This is a genomic window from Clostridium beijerinckii HUN142 (assembly GCF_000621745.1).
Lineage (GTDB): Bacteria > Bacillota > Clostridia > Clostridiales > Clostridiaceae > Clostridium > Clostridium beijerinckii_A.
Window position 1 is genome coordinate 120,000 of the sequence record NZ_JHXK01000010.1, and the last position, 23,289, is coordinate 143,288.

Consider the following 23,289-nt stretch of genomic DNA (forward strand, 5'->3'; position numbering starts at 1 on the left):
GCAATGCTTTTTATTTTTAAGATACAAGAGAGAAGGGAAGTTTTGTGAGAAAGTATAGTAAACTTATTAAAATTGTGACTTTATTTTTATTAGTGATTTTGATGAGTATATTTGGATTTAATTCTTTAAAAAGATATATAGTGGGTTCCCCTCAGAATAATGAAAATAGTAGGGAGCTTGAAGGTTCTATTACTTTTGTAAGTAATAGAACAGATAAGAGTGAAGAGCTAAATTCGATGATAAAAGAGTTTGGGCAAATACATCCTAAGGTTAAAATAAATTTAGAATTAATAGGTGATGCTGAAGAAATATTAGAAAGAAGGGCAGCTGCTGGAGAGTTGCCAGACGTAACCTTAGTTCCAGGTGCCATAGATACAATAGAATATAGCAAATATTTTTTGCCAATAGATGATCTAGGATTTAATGATGAAAATATATACAATCATACATTAGGACCAGATAATAAGTCATATACGATTTCAACATCTATGTTATGGGAAGGAATAATTTACAACAAAGAGATATTTAAGGCTGCAAACATAAAAGAGATTCCTAAGACAAAAAAAGAATTTTTTGAAGCTTGCAAGAAAATAAAAGAAATAGGGGTTATGCCAATTGCTTTAAATTATAAACAGCCATGGGTAATGAGCATGTGGTCGGATAGTATTCCTTATTTACTTGATACAAAACTTGAAGAGAATATAGTAACAAAATCAAAAGATATATTGAATAATGAAAGTGGAGTATATAAGTCTCTAGAATTTATAAGAGGAATTGTTAAGGATAGATATTGTGAAGAGGATTTATTTAATTATGATTGGCAACAATGCAAAAATGATCTTAAGGATAAAAAGGTAGCAATGATTATTTGGAATTCTGATTTTAAATATCAGTTGGAAGATATGGGTGCATCTAAAGAAGAATTTGGAATATTTCCAATTCCAGAAAGTAAGATAATTAGTGTAGTTGGAGATTATAAATTTGCAATAAGCAAAAATACTAAATATCCAGATATATCTGAAGAGTTTTTAAGGTTTATGTTTAACGATGATAGGTACGCGAAAGCTGTAAATATAATGTCATCCTTAAAAAGCAGTGAGAGAAATATTCAGATGTTAAAAGAATTAGAGGAGTTTAATTTACCTATACAACTACAAACAAATGTTGTAAAGAATCAAACTAATTATGAATTAGAAATTCATAATAAGTATTTTAATATTAAAAATGATATTGGATTGAATAGTAGTTTTGTACAAAGGTATGTAATAGCATCTGATACTAAGCCTATGATAGAAGAAGTTAATAAAAAATATAGAGAGAGTAGAGTTGAAATACGATAATAGATAGCTCAAATTACCTATAGATAATCAACGTAATTTTATGTTTGTTATCTATTTTTTTATACATTGATTAAATATATAAAATAAAAGTATGTTTTTATTAATAAAAATATAGACATTTAATTAATAAAGATATATATTTATTATATAGAAGTGATGTAATTATTAAAAAAATGTCGTATGTATTCAATCAATCTTTCTAGCGAAGATCAAAAATAAGATAGTCACTTAAATTAATAATTATAAAGATTAGGTTTAGAAAATTTTCGAATTATTTTATATATGTCAGGAGGTTATTAAATAATGTATTTAATCGGAATTGATATTGGTGGGACAAACTTAAGGGCTGCAGTAATATCTAAAGAAGGAAATATAGTAGAAATATTCAAAGTTGAAAACGAAGTACAAAAAGGAGCTGCATATAACTTAGATAAATTAATTGGTCAAATAAAAGAACAATGGAGTAATTATGAAATAGAAAAAGTTGGAGTAGGAGCACCTGGTCCTTTAGATTTGAAAGTAGGTAAATTATTAAATCCAGTTAACTTAAAAGGATGGGAAAATTTTAATATAAAAGAGTACTTAAAAGAAAAGTTAGGTGTGCCAGTTCAAGTTAATAACGATGCAAATGTAGCAGGTCTTGCAGAAAGCTTGGTTGGTAGTGCAAAGGACTGTGAATCGGTATTTTATATAACCGTTTCAACTGGAGTAGGTGGTGCTTTAATTCTTGATAAGAAGATTATCAATGGAGCACACAGTCAAGCAGCAGAAATTTACAATATGATAATTAATGAAGATAAATATAGTCACGCAGGTACAAATAAGGGTGGCCTTGAAGGGCAATGCAGCGGTGTAAATATAGCTAGAGTAGCATCAGAAGTCTATGGAAAAGCGTTAAGCACAAAAGAAGTGTTTGATTTATATGGAAATAACGATGAAAAAGCTGTTCAAGTAATAGAAAAGTGGATTGATAATATTTCAATTGGAGTAGCAAACATAATATCTGTGGTAGACCCAGAAACTGTAGTTATTGGTGGTGCAGTACTAATATATAATACGTACCTATTACCTAAGATTATTGAATGTACTAAAACTAAGGTTGCAGATCCATCTATGGTAGACATAAGAATCGCACAAATTGGCGATAATGCAGGCCTTATTGGAGCAGCAATGTTATAGCAAAAGTTTGAAATTAAAAGATATATTCATTTTAATTTAAATATATACAACAATTTATAAAAACACATAATTAAAATAAGGAAATCTAGGAGGCATAATATGAGTATACAATTTAAATTCCCAGAAAACTTTTGGTGGGGGTCGGCAACATCAGGTCCTCAAAGTGAAGGAAGATTTAATAAAAAGCATGATAGCGTATTTGATCATTGGTTTGACATAGAGCCAGAAGCATTTTTTGATGGAGTTGGCCCTAATGTAGCATCAAATTTCTATAATAGCCATAAAGAAGACTTAGCATTAGTTAAAGAAACAGGATTAAATAGTTTTAGAACATCAATTCAATGGACAAGGCTTATAAAAGATTTTGAAACAGGAGAAGTTGATGAAGATGGTGTTAGATTCTACAATGAAGTAATTGATGAATGTATTGAAAATGGACTTCTTCCGGTTATGAATTTACATCATTTTGATTTACCGGTTGAGTTATATGATCAATATGGTGGATGGGAATCTAAACACGTAGTAGACTTGTTTGTAGTATTTGCAAAAAAATGCTTTGAATTATTTGGGGATAGAGTTAAGTATTGGACTACATTTAATGAACCTATAGTTGTAGTTGAAGGAGAATATTTATATCAATTTCACTATCCCAAATTAGTTGATGGTAAAAAAGCTGTACAAGTATTATATAATTTAAATTTAGCATCAGCAAAAGTTATAGAAGCTTTTAGAGCTATGGGATGTGATAAGGATGGTGGAAAAATAGGAATAGTTCTTAATTTAACGCCTGCATATCCAAGAGCAAACAGTGAAGAAGATGTAAGAGCAGCTAAAATAGGAGATAGTTTCTTTAATACTTCATTCTTAGACCCTGCAATTAAAGGACATTTTCCAGAGATACTTCTTGAAATATTAGAGAAAGATAATGTAATGTGGGAATCAACAGAAGAGGAATTGGAAATAATTAAAAACAATACGGTTGATTTCTTAGGAGTAAACTACTACCAACCTAGAAGAGTTAAAGCGAAAGAATCAGAAATAGATGAATCAAAAGGCTGGATGCCAGATAAATACTTTGATAATTACGAAATGCCAGGAAGAAGAATGAATCCATACAGGGGATGGGAAATATATCCTCAATGTATGTATGATATTGCGATAAATATAAGAGATAATTATAACAATATTCCTTGGTATATCTCTGAGAATGGTATGGGTGTTGAAGGCGAAGAAAAATATATAAATGCTGACGGCATAATAGAAGATGACTACAGAATAGATTTCTATAAAGAACATTTAGAGTATCTTCATAAAGGTATAAGCGAAGGATCTAACTGTTTTGGGTACCATACGTGGACTCCTATTGATTGCTGGTCATGGAGCAATGCATATAAAAACAGATATGGGTTTATAGCTGTAGATTTAGCAACTCAAAAGAAAACTATTAAGAAATCAGGAAGATGGATTAAAGAAGTTGTAGAAAATAACGGATTCTAATTAAAAGTTGTGAATTAATAAATGATAGGCTGTCTCAAAAGTTAAAATTTGAGACGGCTATTTGAATTATATAAGGAGGATCATAAATGAGAAATTTTATGGTTTTTGATGTAGGCGGAACTTCTACTAAGTGGTCTGTAATAGATGAAGCAGGTAATTTTAAAGAAAGTGATAAGTTTACTTGTTCTGAAACAGCAGAAGAGTTTTTTTATGAAATAGCAAATATAACAGATAAAATGAAACTAAAGTATAATGTTAAAGGGGTTGCAATAAGTGCGCCAGGTGCTGTAGACAGCGATACAGGATTAATTGGAGGGATAACTGCTATACCTTACATACACGGACCAAATTTTAAAGAAATAATAGGTAAGGCCACAAATTTGAATGTGGAACTTGAAAATGATGCTAATTGTGCAGCCCTCGGAGAGTGTTGGCTTGGAGCAGGTAAAGGCAATAATGATTTAGCATTTGTAGTTTGTGGAACAGGAATAGGCGGAGCTATAGTTAAGGATAAAAAAGTCCATGTTGGAATACATAAACATGGTGGAGAATTTGGTTATTGCTCAATAAACTATGATTTAGATAAAATTAAAGCAACAAATTGGAGTTATGCAGGATCTACTATAGCATTGGCAAGAAATGTTGCTCAGCTAAAAGGTTTAGATGAAGATAGCATTAATGGAATTGAAGTTTTTGAAATGTGCAGTAAAGGCGATGAAATTGCGATTAAGGAAGTAAATAAATATTATTTCACAATGGCAGTGGGCATATACAACATTCAGTATATCTTTGATCCGGAAGTTATTATACTGGGTGGGGCAATAAGTGAAAGAACAGAATACTTAGAGGAAATAAATAAAAGACTTGATATAATGATGAATAGCGACTTAGAAGGAACAATGAGACCAGTTATTAAAAGGTGCCAATTTGGAAATGATGCGAATAAGCTTGGAGCATTATACAACTATTTACAAAGAGAGAAATAGAAAGATTATATAAGTAAATTTTATACAGAGGTGATTTAAATGAGAAAATTTATGGTTTTTGATATCGGTGGAAGTGCAGTAAAGTGGTCTGTAATTAGTGAAGATGGTAGTTTTGTAGAAAGTGGAAAATTCAGTGTTTCAAGTAATAGAGAAGACTTTTTTTCTGGATTAGCAAAAATAACCAATGAAATGAAAGATAAATATGATGTTAAAGGAATTGCAATAAGTGCTCCAGGGGCGGTGGATAGTGAAACTGGAGTAATTGGAGGTATAAGTGCTATTCCATATATACACGGACCTAACTTTAAAGAAATTTTAAAAGAAGCTACAGGTTTGAATACAGAGCTTGAAAATGATGCGAATTGTGCTGCTCTTGGAGAGTGTTGGCTTGGTGCCGGAAAGGACAATAAGGATTTAGCATTTGTTGTATGTGGATCAGGAATAGGTGGAGCTATAGTTAAAGATAAGAAGATTCATGGTGGAATTCATAAGCATGGAGGAGAATTTGGTTATTGCTCAATAACATGTGAGTTAGATGGAGAACCTAAATTCACAAGCTGGAGTCAAGCAGGATCTACTACAGCATTAGCAAGAAAGGTTGCAAATTTAAAAGGACTAGAAGAAGGAAGTCTTGATGGTGTTCAAGTTTTTGACCTATGTAATAAAGGTGATGAAATAGCAATTAATGAAGTGAATAAGTACTATTTTATTATGGCAGTAGGAATATACAATATTCAATATACTTATGATCCAGAAGTTATTATTTTAGGTGGGGCTATAAGCGAAAGACCAGAATATGTTGACGAAATAAACAAGAGATTGGATGCACTTATGAATAGTGATTTGGAAGGGACAATAAAACCAGTTCTAAAAACATGTGTATTTGGAAATGATGCTAATAAATTAGGTGCATTATGTAATTATCTTCAAAGAGAAAAGTAATATAAACCATAGAATTATATTATTTAAAATAAATGAGCTGCTTCAAAAAGAGAAACATAAAAAGAAATCTTTACATGAGTCTTTTAGAGAATAATGTCCTGTTGCTTTATAGCTAATTTTGAAGTGGCTCAATTAGCTTTCGTGTTCTATAAAGTGCTCTCTGATTGTTGAATCAAGAATTTATATTAATAATAAAAGCAATGCTAGTATCTAATATGCTTATAAATAGCAGAAAGCGAGAGATAAACGAAAGTGATCGATATAAATACTTTAAATTTAATAAATAATTTGGATTTAAAATTATATTATTGTGGGACAGAGCAGTGCATACCTAATCATTTTTGGGGACCTGCAATTAAGGAACATTTTAAAATTCACTATATACATAAGGGGAAGGGGATTTTTAGAACCGGCAATAAGATTTTTCATCTAAAAGAGGGACAATGTTTTCTTATATGTCCAAATACGATTTCATATTATAAAGCAGATGGGAGAGATCCTTGGAGCTATTCGTGGTGCGCATTTGATGGAATGAATGCAGAAGCTTACTTAAAACGTGCTGATTTAACAAGTGATAAACCTATTTTTGAGTACGGTAAAGATTCTGAAATTAACAATTGTTTTAGAGGAATGATACAAGCTGCTAATTATGAAAAAAGCAGTGATTTGAGATTGCAAAGTTTATTATATCTTTTTCTAGCAACTTTAATTGATGAAGCAGTATTAGATTTATCAAATGAGAAATTCAAAACAAATAAGAATATGTATGTAAATAAAGTAATCGACTTTATACAAATTAATTATTCTCACGAAATAAGGATTTTCGAGCTAGCTAGATACATAGGTTTGGACAGAAAATATATTCAAAAGTATTTAAAGATACCGTTGGGGTTACAATCCAGGATTATTTAATAAGTTTTAGAATAAACAAATCAAAGGAAATGATGAAAGATAGGCAGCTTTCTATAGGGGATATAGCTCGTTCGGTAGGTTATGAGAATCCGCTAATATTTTCAAAAATGTTCAAAAAAATAAACAACATATCTCCGAGCGAGTATAGGAAAAATCAATTATTATAAATTTGGCAAAAAAATCAACTTATTTATCAATGAAATAATAAATGGGGTAGTAGTAAAAAATAAATTACTACTACCTTCTTTATTTATTTTAAATTCCAACCTAAAAAACTAGGATTTTTAAATTGACATCATAATTATTAATAAGTTCATGTGATCCAAAAGGTTTATTTACTATTTTAATATGTCTTCTATGATAGTTAATTCAGAATCAGAAAAATTAAGATTATTTATAGTAGCAACATTTTCTTCTATCTGACTTGCCTTGCTGGCACCAATAAGAGCTGAAGTTATACGGCCTTTACGTAAAACCCATGAGATAGCAAGTTGTGCCATACTTTGACCTCTTTCTTTAGCTATTTCATTTAAAAGCTTTACTTTAGCAACCTTATCTTCAGTGATACCTGATTTAACCCAAGAATTATGAGCTGCTCTTGAAGTTTTGGGAATACCATTTAGATATTTATCAGTTAATAACCCCATTGCTAACGGCCAAAATGCTATTGTTCCTATTGCATATTCATCAGCAACATCTTGAAGTCCATCTTCTATCCATCTATTTACCATAGAGTAAGATGGTTGAGTTATCAAACAAGGAGTTCCTAGTTCTTTTAGTATTTGAGCAGCTTTCTGTAATTCATCAGCACCATAGTTTGATAAACCCACATAAAGAGCTTTACCTTGTCTGACTATCTGATCTAATGCCATCATAGTTTCTTCCAATGGAGTTTCAGGATCAAATCTATGGTGATAAAATATATCTACATAATCTAAACCTAAACGCTTAAGACTTTGATCTAAGCTAGCAACTAAATATTTTTTAGAGCCCCAATCTCCATAAGGTCCTGGCCACATATCAAATCCAGCTTTGCTAGATATAATTAGTTCATCTCGATAAGCTTTTAAATCAGATTTTAACACTATTCCAAAGTTCTCTTCAGCAGAACCAGCAGGTGGACCATAATTATTTGCAAGGTCAAAATGAGTTATTCCAAGATCGAAAGCCGTATGTATCATAGCTTTAATATTTTGCAGCGAATTATCTTCACCAAAGTTTTGCCAAAGCCCAAGTGAAATGGCTGGTAACTTCAAACCACTTTTTCCACATCTGTTATATACCATATTTGAATATCTTTTTTCGTTTGCTATATATGCCATATATAGTACCTCCTAATTGATTTGTATATTTAGGATAGCACTATTAATATATAGAATAAATATCATAATGTCGTATATATATCACCTTATGTCTCCAGATAATAGTAAGAGATTGGAGCATTCTTAGTTGTAAATATGAGTGAGAAGTAGTGTTGCTATGAAAAATAAAAGTATTTTATAATAAAGGCCATTAAAATTTTAAACGGATTAAAGTCATATGTTATATAAAAAACATATGACTTTAAAGAAATCTATAGGAGTATGCGGGGGATAAAATATTTATCTGATAGAACTAATTATTGGTTATGTCATTCTGAGTATACTTCCTTACCTAAAACTAATACCCTTTTAATATTTACATCATCATCAAAGAATACCAGATCGGCATCATAACCTTCCTTGATTTGGCCTTTTCGATCCTCAACTTTACAATGTTTAGCACCATTATAAGATGCCATTTTTATTACTTCATAAAGTGGTAAATTAGAGTTTTTGTATACATTTTTTACTGCTTTATCAAGGGTGAGAACAGAACCAGCTAAAGCACCATTTTTTAAGCGTGCTTCACCATCATTAACAATAACATCTTGCCCTCCTAGAGAGTAGTTGCCATTAGGCATGCAGCAAGCCATCATAGCATCAGAGATTAATAAAACATTATCAGTACCTTTTTGTTTATAAGCAATTCTTAAAGCTGGGTATGAAATATGAATTCCATCTGAAATAGTTTCAGTTGTTATATCACTGTCAAATACAGCTCCTACTACTCCTGGATTTCTGTGAGTTAAAGGAGTCATAGCATTAAAAAGATGAGTTGCATGGCAAGCACCACATTCAATAGCTTCCATAGCTTCTTCATAAGTAGCACTGCTATGCCCTAATGAGCAGACTATTCCAATTGAGGATAAATACTTAATAAGTTCTTTAGCACCTTCAACTTCTGGAGCTAATGTTATAGATATAATAATATCCTCATAATCCTTAACCATATCATTGTAAGCTGAAATAGATGGCATCAAAATATAGTTGGGATTTTGAGCACCAATTGCTTTCGGACTTACAAACGGACCTTCTAAGTGTACTCCAAGAATATGCGCACCGTCTGAACCTTTTTCTTTTACATTTTTAATTGCGTCTAAAGATTGTCTTATATCGTCCACAGCAACAGTCATAGTTGTAGGAGTAAAAGAAGTTGTTCCGTGTTTAATTATAGTTTTAGAAATGGTATTGATTGATTCACTGGTACCGTCCATTGTATCTGAGCCTCCTGCACCGTGTATATGAACATCAATAAAACCAGGTGAAACATATAGGCCATTTGCATCTAAAATGCTGTCTGTATCTATATTGGACGGATTTATCTCTTTAATTTTCCCATCTTCAACTAGAATTGAGCCTTGTTCTATCTTGTCTAGGTAAATTATATTACAATTTCTTATTAACATATTTCTTCTCCTTTTAAGTCAAATTTCATATATTATAGTAAGTGGACATTATCAGTTTATATATTAAGTATATAGCATGTATAAAGAATTTTTCAAGTGTATGTTGACAGAATTAAAAGAATAAATTATAATTCTTATAGTGGTAATTACCACTTGAAAAATATTAATTATTTAAGGAATTATAGAATTGAAAGTACTTAAAAGAAGCAGTTTAGGAAATTTTAAATTATTTGATTTATATTTTCTTTTGTGTACAAGAATAGTATAATTGTTGGGAAAACTACTAGAACTAAAAGAGGTGCACTTATGAGTACGATAAATAAAAATTCTAATATTCCTTTGTATGTTCAACTAATGAATATTCTCATTGAAAAAATAGAAAGCAGCATGGAAGAAAATGAAAAATTAGACTCCGAAAGAGAAATATGTAAAAAATATGCTGTTAGTAGAACTACAGTAAGAGAAGCATTAGATGAGTTGGAAAAAAATAATTATATTTATAAAGTTCAAGGAAAAGGAAATTTCATTTCGCCAAGAGTCGTAGAACAAGATTTAATAAAGGTATCATCTTTTACTGAGGAAATGAAAAAACGTGGAAAAAATCCGACTTCTAAATTATTAAATTTTGAAATAATGGAAGCCAACAGCAAAGTGTCTAAAAAATTAAATATAGAAAAGAACGAGCTTGTGTATAAAATCTCGAGAATAAGGATTGCTGATAACATTCCTATGATATATGAAATGACTTATTTGCCATATGAAAGATTTAAGCAGCTTACTAAGGATATGATAGAAAAAAATCCATTATATGAGATATTAAAAAATACTTTTAATATTAACATTACATCTGCTGAAGAAGTAATAGAAAGTGTTTTAATAAACAAATTAGAAAGTATTTATTTAGAAATACCTCAAGGGCAGGCAGGGCTAAAATTCGAAAGAATAGCATATGAGCAAAACGAGATTGTTGAATATACCATAACAATAGCGAGAGGAGACAAATATAGATACAGGGTTTGTTTAAAAAATTAACATCAAAGGAGCGTAATAATAATGAAGTTACTAGTAGTTAAAGATTATGAAGAAATGAGTGAAGTTGCAGCTAAAATATTTAAAGATGTAATTTCTGAGAAAACAAATGCTGTCCTAGGACTAGCTACAGGAAGTACTCCTGAAGGTTTATACAAAAAGATTATAGAAATGAACAGAAATAAAGAAATAGATTTTTCTAATATAAAAACAGTAAACTTAGATGAGTATGTTGGACTTGGAGGGGAAGATCCTCAAAGCTACAGATATTTTATGAATGAAAAGTTATTTAATCATGTTAATATAAATAAAGCAAATACATTTGTTCCAAATGGCTTAGCAAAAGACCTTGATGAAGAAGCTAAGAACTATGATAAAAAAGTGGATGAATTAGGTGGTATTGATATACAAATCCTTGGAATAGGTGCTAACGGCCATATTGCATTCAATGAACCAGATGATTTTTTAATAGCAGAAACTCATGTAACAGGTTTAACTAAAACTACAATAGAGGCAAATTCTAGATTTTTCAAATCTATAGAGGAAGTACCTACTAAAGCTTTATCTATGGGACTTGGTCAAATAATGAAAGCTAGAAAAATAGTATTGTTAGTAAGAGGCCAAGATAAAGCAGAAGCAATAAAAGGATTATTTAAAGGAAATATTACAACTCATAATCCTGCAACTATGTTACACATGCATAAAGATGTAACAGTAATAATAGACGAAGAAATGGCAAATGCAATTAAGTAATTGTAAAATAGGTGAAATTAAAATTTTAAACTATATTAAAATAACGGTTAGTTTTTTAATATAGTTTTTATTATTTTGAAAGAAATCAAGAATGATTTCTTTTTTTGTACAATTTATATCATATTTTAATATGAATTGTGTGTTAGAGTTATGATGTTCAGGAATTTTTTTATTAGATGTATTTACCATCACTAGTAAAGTCACTATAAACAGTAGAGTTTAATTGAATGAAGATACTAATAATTTATATATATATAAATATTATTTTATTGAACATATATAATTGCCTTATAATTAAACTTAATTTAAGTGTTTAATAATGTATAGAAATGATATAATTAATATATAAATGATATGATAAACATGTATATAAGTTATACTGTAAGGAGAAAGGTGAATATAATGGCAAAATATGATGAAATTGCTGAAGACATAAGAAATAGAATATTGAATGGTGAATATAATCCTAATGAACAGTTGCCTTTAGAAAAAGAAATGTGTGAATATTATGGGGTTAGTAGAATAACAATAAAAAAAGCTGTTGATGAACTAGTAATTCAAGGATTAGTAATAAAGCGAAGAGGTTCTGGAACATTTGTAAAAGCTCTTGATGAAGAGGGGGTTCAGGAATTAAGTCTAGCAAAACAATTTGAAGGATTTTCAGAAGCGCATAAGGACAGAAAAGTAACATCTAAAATTGTAAAATTCGAAGTAATTCACCCAACGGAAGAAATTGCAACTAAGCTAAAGATTACTACTGATGATTTTGTTTATTATGTAATAAGAACTAGATACGCGGATGATAGTCCATATGTAATTGAGTATACATATATGCCAATAGGCCTTATACCTGGCATAAAAAACGATATTTTAACGAGTTCAGTTTATGGTTACATTGAAAAAAATCTTAAACTTAAAATAAAAAGTGCTCATAGGATTATTCGAGCTATTTTACCAAATGAGTTGGAACAGGAATATCTAGAAATAGAAAATAACTTTCCAATATTGGAAGTGGAGCAGGTGGGTTTTTTAGATAATGGCCAGCCTTTTGAATTTTCAACAGCACACCATAGAAGTGATAGGATTGAATTTAGGACTGTAAGTATTAAATAAGATATAATTACTTTTATTACAATTATAATGATGGAGTTAAAATAAAATTTCAAAAATTAAATAGAAAAAAATAAGCCTAATGAAAAGTTAATTATACTTTTCATTAGGCTTATTTTTTTCAACACTTTACTCAAACACTTCAATTAATCATTTTTTAACTGTTGGTTTTATTTACTAATATATATATAAATGACCAATTTAGTATGTTTTTGAATACAAACTGTTTTTTGGCACGATTATTGCTAATAATAATTACATAGAATGGAGGTGAATCTTAATGATACAAATTATTTTAGCTAGTCATGGTGATCTGGCAAAGGGAATGAAGGATACTTTGGGTATGATAATTGGAGATGTATCTATGGTTGAAGCTTTTTCATCTTATAGAAACGAAGAAGTAAACGTTAGGGAAATAGTAGAAAAAATAGTAAGAGAAAAATACATTGAAGCAGATATATTTATTTTCACAGATATTCTTGGTGGAAGCGTTAATACAGAAATGATGTCTTTAATAAAAGAATATCCTAAAATACATGTTATTTCAGGAATGAATTTACCTATAATTATTTCAGTTGCTACTCAAGCAAATGAAATTTCTGAAAGTCTATTGCAGCAGATTATTGAAGAAAGTCAGCAGGGAATAGTTAACTGCAATAAATTGCTTAATGAATGTAAAAATATAAAGGAGGAAGATTTATGATTAAATTAGTAAGAATCGATCACCGTTTATTGCATGGACAAGTAGTTTTTTCATGGACAAAAAGTTTAGGGATTTCAAGAATTATTGTTGTAGATGATGAAACTGCAAATGATGAGATGAAAAAAGTTTCATTAAACTTATCAAAACCAGTTGGAGTAACTTTAAATATATTTTCGGTAAACGATATATTAGTGAGAATGTCTAAAGTTGAACAATTAAAAGATAATATTATGATTGTTTTTAGAGGTACTAAGGAAGCATTAGAGTTCTGTAAAAGCTGCTCTAGTATTAAAGAAATTAATTATGGGGGAATTGCAAATAAAGAAAATTCAAAGCAATATAGTAATGCTATTTTCCTAAATCCAGAAGAATTAGAAGATACCAAAAATCTGAAAGCAATGGGGATTAACCTATATATGCAACAAGTTCCTACTTCAAAGAGAGAAGATTTAACTTCTAAAATATAAAAAGGAGGATCAAGAATGTTAATTAAGTCAATATTATTAGGTTTCATTGGTGTTATTTGTATTTTAGACTCAAGACTTTTAGGCAGAATGAATTTAGAAAGACCGTTAATAGTTAGTACGCTTGTAGGGCTCGTTTTAGGCGATATTCAAAAAGGATTAATGGTTGGAGCTGCTCTTGAATTAATTTCTTTAGGATTAGTAAACATAGGAGCGGCAGCACCACCAGATATGAACATGGCATCCATTATTGCTACATCGTTTGCTATTTTATCAAATGCGGATTCAGAAGCAGCACTGACTATTGCGATTCCAATTGCGGTGCTTGGACAAATGCTTGGAGTTTTAATGAGAACTATTCTTGCAAACTTAACTCATAAAGCTGACTCGTTAATTGAAAATGGGGAATATAAAAAGGCCTGTAATATTCATATTGTTTGGGGAACATTTTTGTATTCACTAATGTATTTTGTACCAATATTTTTAGCGATTTATTTTGGAACAGATTTAGTAAAAAATATTGTAGAAGTCATTCCGTCATGGATTACAAATGGTCTAAATTTATCAAGTAAAATTCTAACAGCTTATGGATTTGCTTTATTGCTTAGCACTATGCTGTCAACAAAAATGCTTCCATTTTTACTAGGAGGATTTTTCATTACAGCATATTCTAATTTAAGTGTGACTGGTGTTGCTATTTCGGCTTGTATTGTAGCATTTGTTTTGGCTGAATTTAAATTTAAAAAAGAGAAGATAGTTGATGAATTAGATATTTTAGATTGATTGGAGGTATAAAAATGCAAAATATACAAAAACAAAATGATCCAAATAAATGGAAGTATATGAAATTTCTATGGCGTTCTTGGGCGATTCAAGCTTCATGGAACTACGAGAGACAAATGAATATGGGCTTTTTATATGGAATTGCTCCTATTTTAGACAACATATATAAAGATCCTAAAGATGATGAATTAAAAAAAGAAGCTTATAAACGCCATATGAATTTTTATAATTGTACACCTCAAACAAATGCTTTTGTTTTAGGATTAAGTGCTTCAATGGAAGAACAATACTATGAAGACAAAGAAAACTTTAATCCTGAATCGATTAATGCTATGAAAACTTCATTAATGGGACCATTATCTGGAGTAGGAGACTCCTTCTTTCAAGGAACTGTACGTATATTGGCTTTTGGATTAGGTATTAATTTAGCGCAACAAGGTAGTATTTTAGGACCAATATTAGCAATAATTATTTCATTTATTCCATCATTTCTCGTTACCTATTATGGTGGGAAAATTGGTTATTCAATGGGAAATAAATATTTAACAAAGCTCTATAATGAAGGACTTATGGATAAAGTAATGTACATTTGTTCTATTGTTGGACTTATGGTTATTGGATCCATGATGGCCAGTATGATTGGAATTACAACTCCAGTGCAGTTTGGTGAAAAATTTGTTTTACAAGATGTATTAAACGGGATAATACCACAGAGTATACCGCTTGGCGTAACATTCTTTATGTATTGGTTATTAAGAAAGAAAGTATCAACAGGATGGATGCTTGCGATTTGTATTCTAGGTGGAATATTATTGAGCATTTTAGGTATTTTTAAATAAATTGAAAACATTCCTTAAAAGGATGTAAATATATATAAAATAAAAATATAGGAGGGATTTATTATGAATCCAAAACAAATTATAAAAGAAATAAAAGAAAAACAAGAAGAAATTAGAAGTGTTATATTTGTAGGATGTGGAGCTTCAAAAGCAGAATTATATCCAGCAAAATATTTTTTAGAGAACAATTCAAAAAAATTACGTGTTAGTCACTATACTGCTAACGAATTCAATTATGGTACAATAGCTTCATTAGATAAAACTGCAATTGTTATATCTGCTTCACTTGGCGGTAGTACTCCTGAAACAGTACAAGCTAATGCTAAGGCTAAAGAATATGGTGCACATGTAATCTCATTAACTCGTGCAGAAAATTCGGCTCTTACAAAAGATGCTGATTATGTTATCTGTCACAGATTTGCTGAAAGCTATGGTGCAAAATTAGAAAAGATGGGTTATGCGCTTGAACTTGCAGTGGAAATATTAGAGCAATATGAAGGCTATAAAGACTATGAAGATGCACAGGTTGCTTTCAGCAAGATCTATGATTTAGCAGATTCAGCGGCAAAATCAGCGATAGCAGATGCAAAGAAATTTGCTGAAGCTTATAAAAATGATTCAATGATTTACTTAATGAGTAGTGGTGCAACAGCTGAAGTTGCTTATTCAACATCAATTTGTTTAATGATGGAAATGCAATGGATTAATTCAGGAAGTTTCCATTCAGGAGAGTTTTTCCATGGACCATTTGAAATCGTAGATAAAGATGTACCATTTATTTTATTAATGAATGAGGGAAGCACTCGTCCAATCGATGCCCGTGCGTTAACATTCTTAAAGCGTTTTGAAGCAAAAACAACAGTTGTTGATGCTTTAGATTATGGATTATCTTCAGTTATTCCAAAAACAGTTATTGATTATTTTAATCCAATGTTAATTACAGCAGTATTCCGTGTATATGCTGAAGAACTTTCTTATGCACGTCAGCATCCACTAACTAAGAGAAGATATATGTGGAAATTAGAATACTAAAATAAAGTTTGCGTTAAACGTATGTTATCAGGTTCTACTTATAATCCTAAATACAAAAAAATGACTCAGGTAAGGAAATCGAATATTTTTCGATTTCTTTGCTTTAGGCAAATTTAAAAATAATAAATATATTTTAGTCTATTTTTAGCTATCATGTATGGGTAATCATCTTAAGAGGTCTACTACTATGGGGAGTAGTACATTTTTATTAAAAGTATGCATAATATTTCGGAATTATTATTTTTTCATATGCCTTATTCTAAATGTATGTTATAAAATAATAAGGTTAACTTTTATTAACTGAGGGGGCATTCAGAATGGCAATAGATATATCTAATTATTTAAAAGAGGCTACCAAGGAATTTTCTAAAGATAATATAAAAGAATTTTCAGCCAATTCAATTGCTGAAAAAGTAGAGCTTAGTAGAAGTACAGTAAGTAGTTATCTTAACAAAGAAGTAAAACAAGGCAGGATTATAAAAATTAAAGAATATCCAGTAATTTTTTTATATAAAGAAACTTTCTCTAAATTATATTTTACCCCAGCACAGGCTGAATATAATACTTTAGATGAATTATGGAAAGAAAATTCAAACATTAAAAAAACAGATATATGGAGTAGTGTAATTGGGGCAAAAGGAAGCCTAAAAGAACAAATTGAACAAATAAAGACAGCAGTGCTTTATCCAGAAAATGGTCTTCCTATAATGCTTTTAGGTTCAAGTGGTTCAGGAAAAACATATCTGGCAAAATGTATTTATGATTATTGCTTGGAAGAAAAATTAATAAATCCCAAGTCTTCATTTATTTCTTTAAATTGTGCTCAATATTATCATAATCCAGAATTGTTATCAAGTTTATTATTTGGTTATACAAAAGGGGCATTTACAGGAGCAGACAAAGATAAAAAGGGACTGCTTGAAAGCGCTGATGGTGGGGTTTTATTTCTTGATGAAGTTCATAGACTAACAGAAGAAGGTCAAGAAAAGCTTTTTACATTTATGGATTCAAATGAGTATTCTCCTATTGGTGATAATAGCATAAAAAAGGAAGCAAAGGTACGGTTAATTTTTGCAACTACGGAATCCATCCAATCTACTTTCTTGCCTACTTTTATTAGGAGACTTCCTGTTATTGTTAATATTCCAAGTTTTGCAGAAAGACCTCAACAAGAAAAAATTCATTTAATAGATAGTTTCTTTTTAAAAGAAAGCGAAATCTTGAAGCGTACTATTAAGGTTACAAAACAGGTAATTTCCTTTTTGCTTTTTAGTAATTACGAAGGAAATGTAGGTAAAATTAAAAATATTGTAAAATACAGTTGTGGAAGCAGCTATGCTAAGAGGAAAGATCAAGAGATTATTAAAGTTCGCATTGGAGATTTACCTATTGGAAGTGAGAATCAATTAAAGGAAAATTTATATCATCAAATATCAAGTAGGTATGAGGATAGAATTTATGATTACCTGCACCCAGAACTATTAAATATTAATAGTAATGAACAAAAAAACATTAAAAAAACATATTTTGAATTTGTTGAAGGATTTAAACAGGTTGAATCCGGAGAAATTATGTTTGACCATTATACTAAAGAGATGGTCAAGAATGTGAATTTATTACTTGATGAATTAACATTTAATACAGAAGTAACTAACAATCAATCATTTTTTTCTGTATTAACATTTAATATAAAATCTACTTTTAAATATATGGAAGAAAATTATGGATTTGAACAGGATGGAAATAAAATTCTTTCAATAGCATATTTGCTTTATTTTAAGGAAGAGCAAGAAATTTTAATTAATCATCCTGATTGGAATAGTATTCGCCCCAAAATTATAAATTTCATTGAAAGTTATATGAAGAATATTTTATGGCTTTCCAGGCGTATGCTTACACATTTGAGTGAACGCTTAGACTTTCAGGTTCTTGATGAAGATTTGATTTTTATTTCATTTTATCTAAAAAGCATGAATATACAGAGCCTGAAAAATGAAATTAAAAGTATTGTTTTAGCTCATGGCTACTCTACAGCAAGTAGTATGGCAAATGTAGCTAATAGGATGTTAAGGAAGAACTTTTTCCAAGCTATTGATATGCCTATTGATACTACAATTGATCATATAGAGGAGAAAATATTAGATTTTATTGATAATAACAGTACAGAAAATGGACTTATCTTACTAGTTGATATGGGATCACTTTTTGATCTTAGAAATCGTTTGGAAAAGAAGATTAAAGGTCCGTTATTATTAATTGATTTTGTTTCAACACCATTGGTATTAGAAATTGGAAGTATGCTTTTACAAGATAAAAATATTATCGAAATTAATGATCAGATTTTAAAGAATGTACAAATTAATAAACAATTAGTTTATCCAGTTGAAAAAAAGAAAAAAGCTATTTTAACTTGTTGCTATACAGGTATGGGAAGTGCAATTCAAATCCAGGATATATTACAAAAGAGCTTAAAGCATGAGGACCCTTCTTTTGTAATTATGTCATACGATTATCATAAGCTGTATCAAAATAAACAAAAGGAATTGCCATTTCAAATGTATGATGTACTGGCTATCGTAGGAACTGTAGATCCAAAAGTTGAAGGAATTCCATATATAGGATTGGATCATTTGATTGGTGGGGAGGATATTGATTCATTCATTAATATATTAAGGTGCAATTTCAATATAGATGAAGAGCAGTTAAAAAAAGACTTGGTATTTAATTTTTCTATAAAGAAAATAATTGAGAAGCTAACAATTTTAGATGTAAATAAAGTACTCAATTTTGTACAAGATGCAGTTGATAAAATGGAAGAAAAACTGGGGCTTAAAATGTCTAATAATAAAAGATTCTTACTTTATCTTCATGCATCCTGTATGGTAGAGAGAATTTTAAGAAAAGAAGATGTTGACATGCAAGAAGACATTAAGGAATTTGTGCAAAGAGAAAAAAGAAAGATAGATATTATAAGGTATGCATTCAGTGAAATTGAAAAGGAATATACAATAAAGATATCAGATTTAGAAATTAGATTAATTTTTGATATTGTATTGAGCGATTAATTTGGGAGGAAAGAAATTGAAACAAGCAGTGTTTTTTGATATGGATGGAGTCTTAGTGGATACTGAAAGTTTTTATTTTAAAAGAAGGATGAAATTCTTTGATGATTTAAAAATAGAACCAGCTACAAGGAAAATTGAAGATTTCATTGGATCAACAAACGGGATGATATGGGAAATGTTAGTGCCTGATGATGATGAAAAACGTAATATTTTAAAAGAAGAATATTCAAAGTATTGTAAGGAACATGAAGTTTGCTTTCAGGAAATATTGAATCCTTCAGTTAAAGAAGTGATTAGAGAATTAAAAGATAGAAATCTCAAAATAGCTATTGCATCATCTTCAGAAAGAAAAGAGATTTTAAGGATGGTAGAAGAATGTGGAATTGCCAGTTGTATTGATTTTGTAATTAGTGGTGAAGAGTGTACGCAAAGCAAACCAGATCCAGAGATCTACATTAGAGCTATAAAAGCATTAGAATTATTGGAAACAGAAGTTCTAGCAGTAGAAGATTCAGCATTAGGAATTAGAGCAGCAAAAGCAGCAGGGCTAGCAGTTGTAGCTTTAGAGCCAAGAGATTACTACATAGATCAGTCAGAAGCCGATTATAAAGTAAATGATTTGATTGAAATAATTTCTAAAATTTAAATGGAAAGACTTTTGCAAATTAGCATTACAAAGTATATAAGTAATGATTATCTTAAAATTGAATATTACTATAAATGATTTTAGAAAAAGTTAGGAAAGATATATAGTGCTTCAATGAAAGGAGGGAATTTAAATAGCATTTATATCAATTGAAGATATATCTGAAATAAGTGGTAAGTGTCTTGTAAGTTTATAATAAGAAGATTTATGAAAGAGATAGCAGATTAAAAACTGCTATCTCTTTTATTTATAAATGTTAAGATTACAAATTATCTTACCTCGTTTATTAATCCTTTTCTATAGGCTTTAAGCAATAATTTCAAATCTTTAATTTGATTTTTAAGCTCCTTTCCTATGTCTGTATCACCAACTTTTTTCCTGTCTAGCTTTTCTACTATTTGTGTTGAAGATAGTATATCAGTTTCTTTACTAAATGCATCTTCAATTGATTTGAAAGGTTGATGAGATATTAGTTGAAGTCCATAGGAATTATAAGTTAATGTGTATCCCGCGAGGCCAGTTTGACTTCTATAAGCTTTAGCAAAGCCACCATCTATAACTATCAATTTTCCATTACACTTTATTGGGTTTTCTCCAAATTTGTTTTTCACTGGAACATGTCCATTTATTATTCGTGATTCAGCCGGATCCAATTCAAATTCTTCAAAAATCATATTACACATTTCTTCAGAATCTCTAAAATTGTAGTAAGGATTCTTCTTTTCTTTATGTGTACTTTTGTCTTTGATAAAATATCTTTCAAAAGTTGTCATATCTTCTTTTCCAAAAAGAGAAGAGCAGGCTCCAGTCCATAAATACCACATTATATCAGTACCATATAATTTTTCAGTACTGCCTCTAGTACTAAAATAACCTTCTCTAGCTAAAGAATCAAATTTATCTAGAAGTTTTTTTCCTTTATACTCATTACCATGAATAGTCATACTTTTAAAAGTTTTATCTTTATTTAAAGGAATACAACCGTGAAATAATAGATTAGAATTATAAGTTAAGTATATTCTTCCTTTATTAAATAGAAATAAAACATGTTTTTGTAATTTATCACTATTTATAAATGAACTTTGAAGTTTATCAACCAGTTTTTTTTCATCACTTGTAAGCTCAAATGGATGATTGATATTGATTGTAGGAAAATTTTTGTCGCAAAGCTCATAAGTCATATTGTTTAAAGTTATAGTGCCATCGCTATAATTTATCTTATCTAAAAGCAGCCTATGATCCATTTTAAATTCAGGTCTTCTTCTTATAATTTCATATTCAAGCTTAAATTGAATAATTGTTATGGCTTTATGCATTTTTGAAATAAGCTCAATTTCAGAAGTTCCATATAAGTTTTCATCGGTGTTTTTTGGGATAAAAGTTGTACAGTTATCATTTTTGTAGTGCTTAAGTGCAAAAGTTGCAAGAGGTAATAAATTTATACCGTAAATGTCTTCGATCACATCTAGATTAGAATATCTAGATGCTATTCTTAAAACATTTGCTATACATGTACAATTACCTGAAGCCGCGCCCATCCACAATATATCATGGTTTCCCCATTGTATATCAACAGAATGATAATCCATAAGGGTATCTATGATTATATCTGGTCTTGGTCCTCTATCAAATATATCTCCGATTATGTGTAATCTATCTATTACTAATCGTTGTATCAATTTAGATAGAGCTATTATAAACTCTTGTGCTCTTTCAATTTCTATAATAGTAGTTATTATTCCATCATAATAACCTTGTTTATCATTATTATCAGATTCTTCATGTAATAATTCCTCTATAATATAGCTGAAATCTGGAGGTAGAGCTTTTCTTACTTTAGATCTTGTATATTTAGAAGATACATATCTGCATAATTCAATCAACCTATATAGATTAATCTTATACCAGTCATTTATATCCTTTTCTTCTCTTAGAACAATCTCTAATTTTTGTTCGGGATAATATACAAGTGTTGCCAAACTTCTTTTTTCACAGTCCATTAAAGAATTTTCAAATACCTCTTGAATTTTTCTCTTTATAGCCCCTGAACCATTTTTTAATACATGAACAAAAGGCTCATACTCACCATGAAGGTCAGCTAAAAAATGTTCTGTTCCCTTAGGTAAATTTAAAATAGCTTCTAAATTTATTATTTCAGTTGATGCTGCTGCAATAGTAGGATATTGCTTAGCAAGCAGACTTAAATATTTTATGTCATCATATTTTTCCATGACATCCTCCTTTTATAAGAAAAAAAGTTTAGTCTAAAAGTAAACTAAACAAATTTCATTTTAAAAGTATACCTATCTCTATGTATATTTTACATTATATAAACTTATAATTCTATAGTAAATTTACATTTAATGGAACAAAAACTTAATTATATTCCTTTAGGGACATTATTAAGCAATCCTCTTTCAGACAATATATCGTATATTGTTTGAGATGTTGTATCTTCTAATGTATATCCAAGTAACTTTACTACTGTTTCCAATTTCTCTTCGGATGTGGTTTCTATTTCCAAGTAAGGAAACGGACAGAACTTCTTATCATTAATATCAATTTCGATTAAGCAATCATGTAATTTATAACTTTCTCTATATTTTTTATTAGATTCTTTCAGAACTAATCCAAGAGATTTAAATATACCCTCACCCATAGTTTTGTCATCAATCACTACTTCATTTTCCTCCATGATTTTGAATCTGTCTTGAGATAACATCTTTTTAGTAGTCATATAATATACGATTTTATTGTTAATCATATCATTTACAGTTCTAATTCTAGCATATCCCTTCTTATCTAAAAGGCGTCCATCTTCAAAATCATATATATCATTTATTTGATCCTCCATTTTAACCTTTTGAGCACCATGTGATAATAAAATTTTTCTTATATTTTCAACATCAATATCAACAATCCTAGTTTCTAATTCTTGCATAGAATAGCCTCCTTAATTAAAGTTAACAAATAATCTTCAAAAAGAATATATATTTATTCACATATAATAATATAATATAGCAATTTAAAAAGTTGCGCTAGTAAAATTGATTTATATGGCATATTTATAGTAGAGGCAGAATTATCTAAACAATTATAATAATATGAAGAATATGGTTGCAAAAAATAAAAATATTATTATATAATGAATTCGAAACTGGTAGTATCCAGTTATATTTTCACAAAGATTTATGTAGAAGAATTCAAAGGAAAATTTCAAATGTATCTTAGAAAGCGAAAAA

The 23,289-nt window shown here is 29.6% G+C and carries 21 protein-coding genes; 17 read left to right on the forward strand and 4 right to left on the reverse strand.

What is annotated here, in order from left to right:
* Positions 1 to 44 precede the first annotated feature (44 nt).
* From T483_RS0105065 to T483_RS32645, 7 genes are all read left to right on the forward strand, one after another.
* The gene (locus tag T483_RS0105065) at positions 45 to 1,340 is read left to right on the forward strand and encodes an ABC transporter substrate-binding protein (protein WP_026885866.1); all 1,296 of its coding nucleotides are present in this window, start codon (positions 45 to 47) and stop codon (positions 1,338 to 1,340) included.
* A gap of 300 nt (positions 1,341 to 1,640) precedes the next feature.
* A complete protein-coding gene (locus T483_RS0105070; protein ID WP_026885867.1) occupies positions 1,641 to 2,519 on the forward strand; it encodes an ROK family protein in 879 nt (292 codons plus the stop codon).
* Between the two features lie 99 nt (positions 2,520 to 2,618).
* The gene (locus T483_RS0105075; RefSeq protein ID WP_026885868.1) at positions 2,619 to 4,016 is read left to right on the forward strand and encodes a glycoside hydrolase family 1 protein; all 1,398 of its coding nucleotides are present in this window, start codon (positions 2,619 to 2,621) and stop codon (positions 4,014 to 4,016) included.
* Positions 4,017 to 4,102: 86 nt separating this feature from the next.
* A complete protein-coding gene (locus T483_RS0105080) occupies positions 4,103 to 5,002 on the forward strand; it encodes an ROK family protein (RefSeq protein WP_026885869.1) in 900 nt (299 codons plus the stop codon).
* Between the two features lie 39 nt (positions 5,003 to 5,041).
* The gene (locus tag T483_RS0105085) at positions 5,042 to 5,944 is read left to right on the forward strand and encodes an ROK family protein (protein WP_026885870.1); all 903 of its coding nucleotides are present in this window, start codon (positions 5,042 to 5,044) and stop codon (positions 5,942 to 5,944) included.
* A 252-nt stretch (positions 5,945 to 6,196) separates the two neighbouring features.
* A complete protein-coding gene (locus tag T483_RS28735) occupies positions 6,197 to 6,856 on the forward strand; it encodes an AraC family ligand binding domain-containing protein (RefSeq protein WP_051560292.1) in 660 nt (219 codons plus the stop codon).
* An 11-nt stretch (positions 6,857 to 6,867) separates the two neighbouring features.
* Positions 6,868 to 7,023 carry a helix-turn-helix domain-containing protein gene (locus T483_RS32645; protein WP_431603141.1) on the forward strand — a complete coding sequence of 52 codons (156 nt, stop codon included), beginning with the start codon at positions 6,868 to 6,870 and terminating at the stop codon, positions 7,021 to 7,023.
* Positions 7,024 to 7,194: 171 nt separating this feature from the next.
* On the opposite strand, the gene mgrA is transcribed toward T483_RS32645, so the two are convergent.
* Positions 7,195 to 8,178, reverse strand: a complete 984-nt coding sequence (gene mgrA / locus T483_RS0105095; RefSeq protein ID WP_026885871.1) for an L-glyceraldehyde 3-phosphate reductase — start codon at positions 8,176 to 8,178, stop codon at positions 7,195 to 7,197.
* 308 nt (positions 8,179 to 8,486) lie between these two features.
* Complete coding sequence (nagA, locus tag T483_RS0105100) at positions 8,487 to 9,623, reverse strand: N-acetylglucosamine-6-phosphate deacetylase (RefSeq protein WP_026885872.1); 1,137 nt, start codon at positions 9,621 to 9,623, stop codon at positions 8,487 to 8,489.
* Between the two features lie 306 nt (positions 9,624 to 9,929).
* Here nagA and T483_RS0105105 point away from each other — a divergent pair, with 306 nt between their 5' ends.
* The 10 genes from T483_RS0105105 (at position 9,930) to T483_RS0105150 (ending at position 20,047) form a co-directional block, all read left to right on the forward strand.
* A complete protein-coding gene (locus T483_RS0105105) occupies positions 9,930 to 10,655 on the forward strand; it encodes a GntR family transcriptional regulator (RefSeq protein ID WP_017211195.1) in 726 nt (241 codons plus the stop codon).
* 21 nt (positions 10,656 to 10,676) lie between these two features.
* Positions 10,677 to 11,405, forward strand: coding sequence for a glucosamine-6-phosphate deaminase (gene nagB, locus T483_RS0105110; protein WP_026885873.1), 729 nt, complete (start codon positions 10,677 to 10,679; stop codon positions 11,403 to 11,405).
* Between the two features lie 402 nt (positions 11,406 to 11,807).
* A complete protein-coding gene (locus tag T483_RS0105115) occupies positions 11,808 to 12,518 on the forward strand; it encodes a GntR family transcriptional regulator (RefSeq protein ID WP_012060717.1) in 711 nt (236 codons plus the stop codon).
* A gap of 277 nt (positions 12,519 to 12,795) precedes the next feature.
* A complete protein-coding gene (locus T483_RS0105120) occupies positions 12,796 to 13,218 on the forward strand; it encodes a PTS sugar transporter subunit IIA (protein ID WP_026885874.1) in 423 nt (140 codons plus the stop codon).
* Complete coding sequence (locus T483_RS0105125; protein ID WP_026885875.1) at positions 13,215 to 13,685, forward strand: PTS sugar transporter subunit IIB; 471 nt, start codon at positions 13,215 to 13,217, stop codon at positions 13,683 to 13,685. Before T483_RS0105120 ends, T483_RS0105125 begins: the two co-directional genes overlap by 4 nt.
* Positions 13,686 to 13,700: 15 nt before the next feature.
* A complete protein-coding gene (locus T483_RS0105130) occupies positions 13,701 to 14,465 on the forward strand; it encodes a PTS mannose/fructose/sorbose/N-acetylgalactosamine transporter subunit IIC (RefSeq protein WP_026885876.1) in 765 nt (254 codons plus the stop codon).
* A 14-nt stretch (positions 14,466 to 14,479) separates the two neighbouring features.
* The gene (locus T483_RS0105135; RefSeq protein WP_035790017.1) at positions 14,480 to 15,304 is read left to right on the forward strand and encodes a PTS system mannose/fructose/sorbose family transporter subunit IID; all 825 of its coding nucleotides are present in this window, start codon (positions 14,480 to 14,482) and stop codon (positions 15,302 to 15,304) included.
* Positions 15,305 to 15,367: 63 nt separating this feature from the next.
* Positions 15,368 to 16,336 carry an SIS domain-containing protein gene (locus T483_RS0105140; RefSeq protein WP_026885878.1) on the forward strand — a complete coding sequence of 323 codons (969 nt, stop codon included), beginning with the start codon at positions 15,368 to 15,370 and terminating at the stop codon, positions 16,334 to 16,336.
* A 317-nt stretch (positions 16,337 to 16,653) separates the two neighbouring features.
* Positions 16,654 to 19,401, forward strand: a complete 2,748-nt coding sequence (locus T483_RS0105145) for a sigma 54-interacting transcriptional regulator (protein ID WP_026885879.1) — start codon at positions 16,654 to 16,656, stop codon at positions 19,399 to 19,401.
* Between the two features lie 16 nt (positions 19,402 to 19,417).
* Positions 19,418 to 20,047 carry an HAD family hydrolase gene (locus tag T483_RS0105150; RefSeq protein ID WP_026885880.1) on the forward strand — a complete coding sequence of 210 codons (630 nt, stop codon included), beginning with the start codon at positions 19,418 to 19,420 and terminating at the stop codon, positions 20,045 to 20,047.
* A gap of 269 nt (positions 20,048 to 20,316) precedes the next feature.
* On the opposite strand, the gene T483_RS0105155 is transcribed toward T483_RS0105150, so the two are convergent.
* Complete coding sequence (locus T483_RS0105155; protein WP_026885881.1) at positions 20,317 to 22,278, reverse strand: fructose-bisphosphatase class III; 1,962 nt, start codon at positions 22,276 to 22,278, stop codon at positions 20,317 to 20,319.
* A 149-nt stretch (positions 22,279 to 22,427) separates the two neighbouring features.
* Positions 22,428 to 22,988 (reverse strand): class IV adenylate cyclase, encoded by a 561-nt coding sequence (locus T483_RS0105160; protein ID WP_026885882.1) that lies wholly within the window; start codon positions 22,986 to 22,988, stop codon positions 22,428 to 22,430.
* Between the last annotated feature and the right edge of the window lie 301 nt (positions 22,989 to 23,289).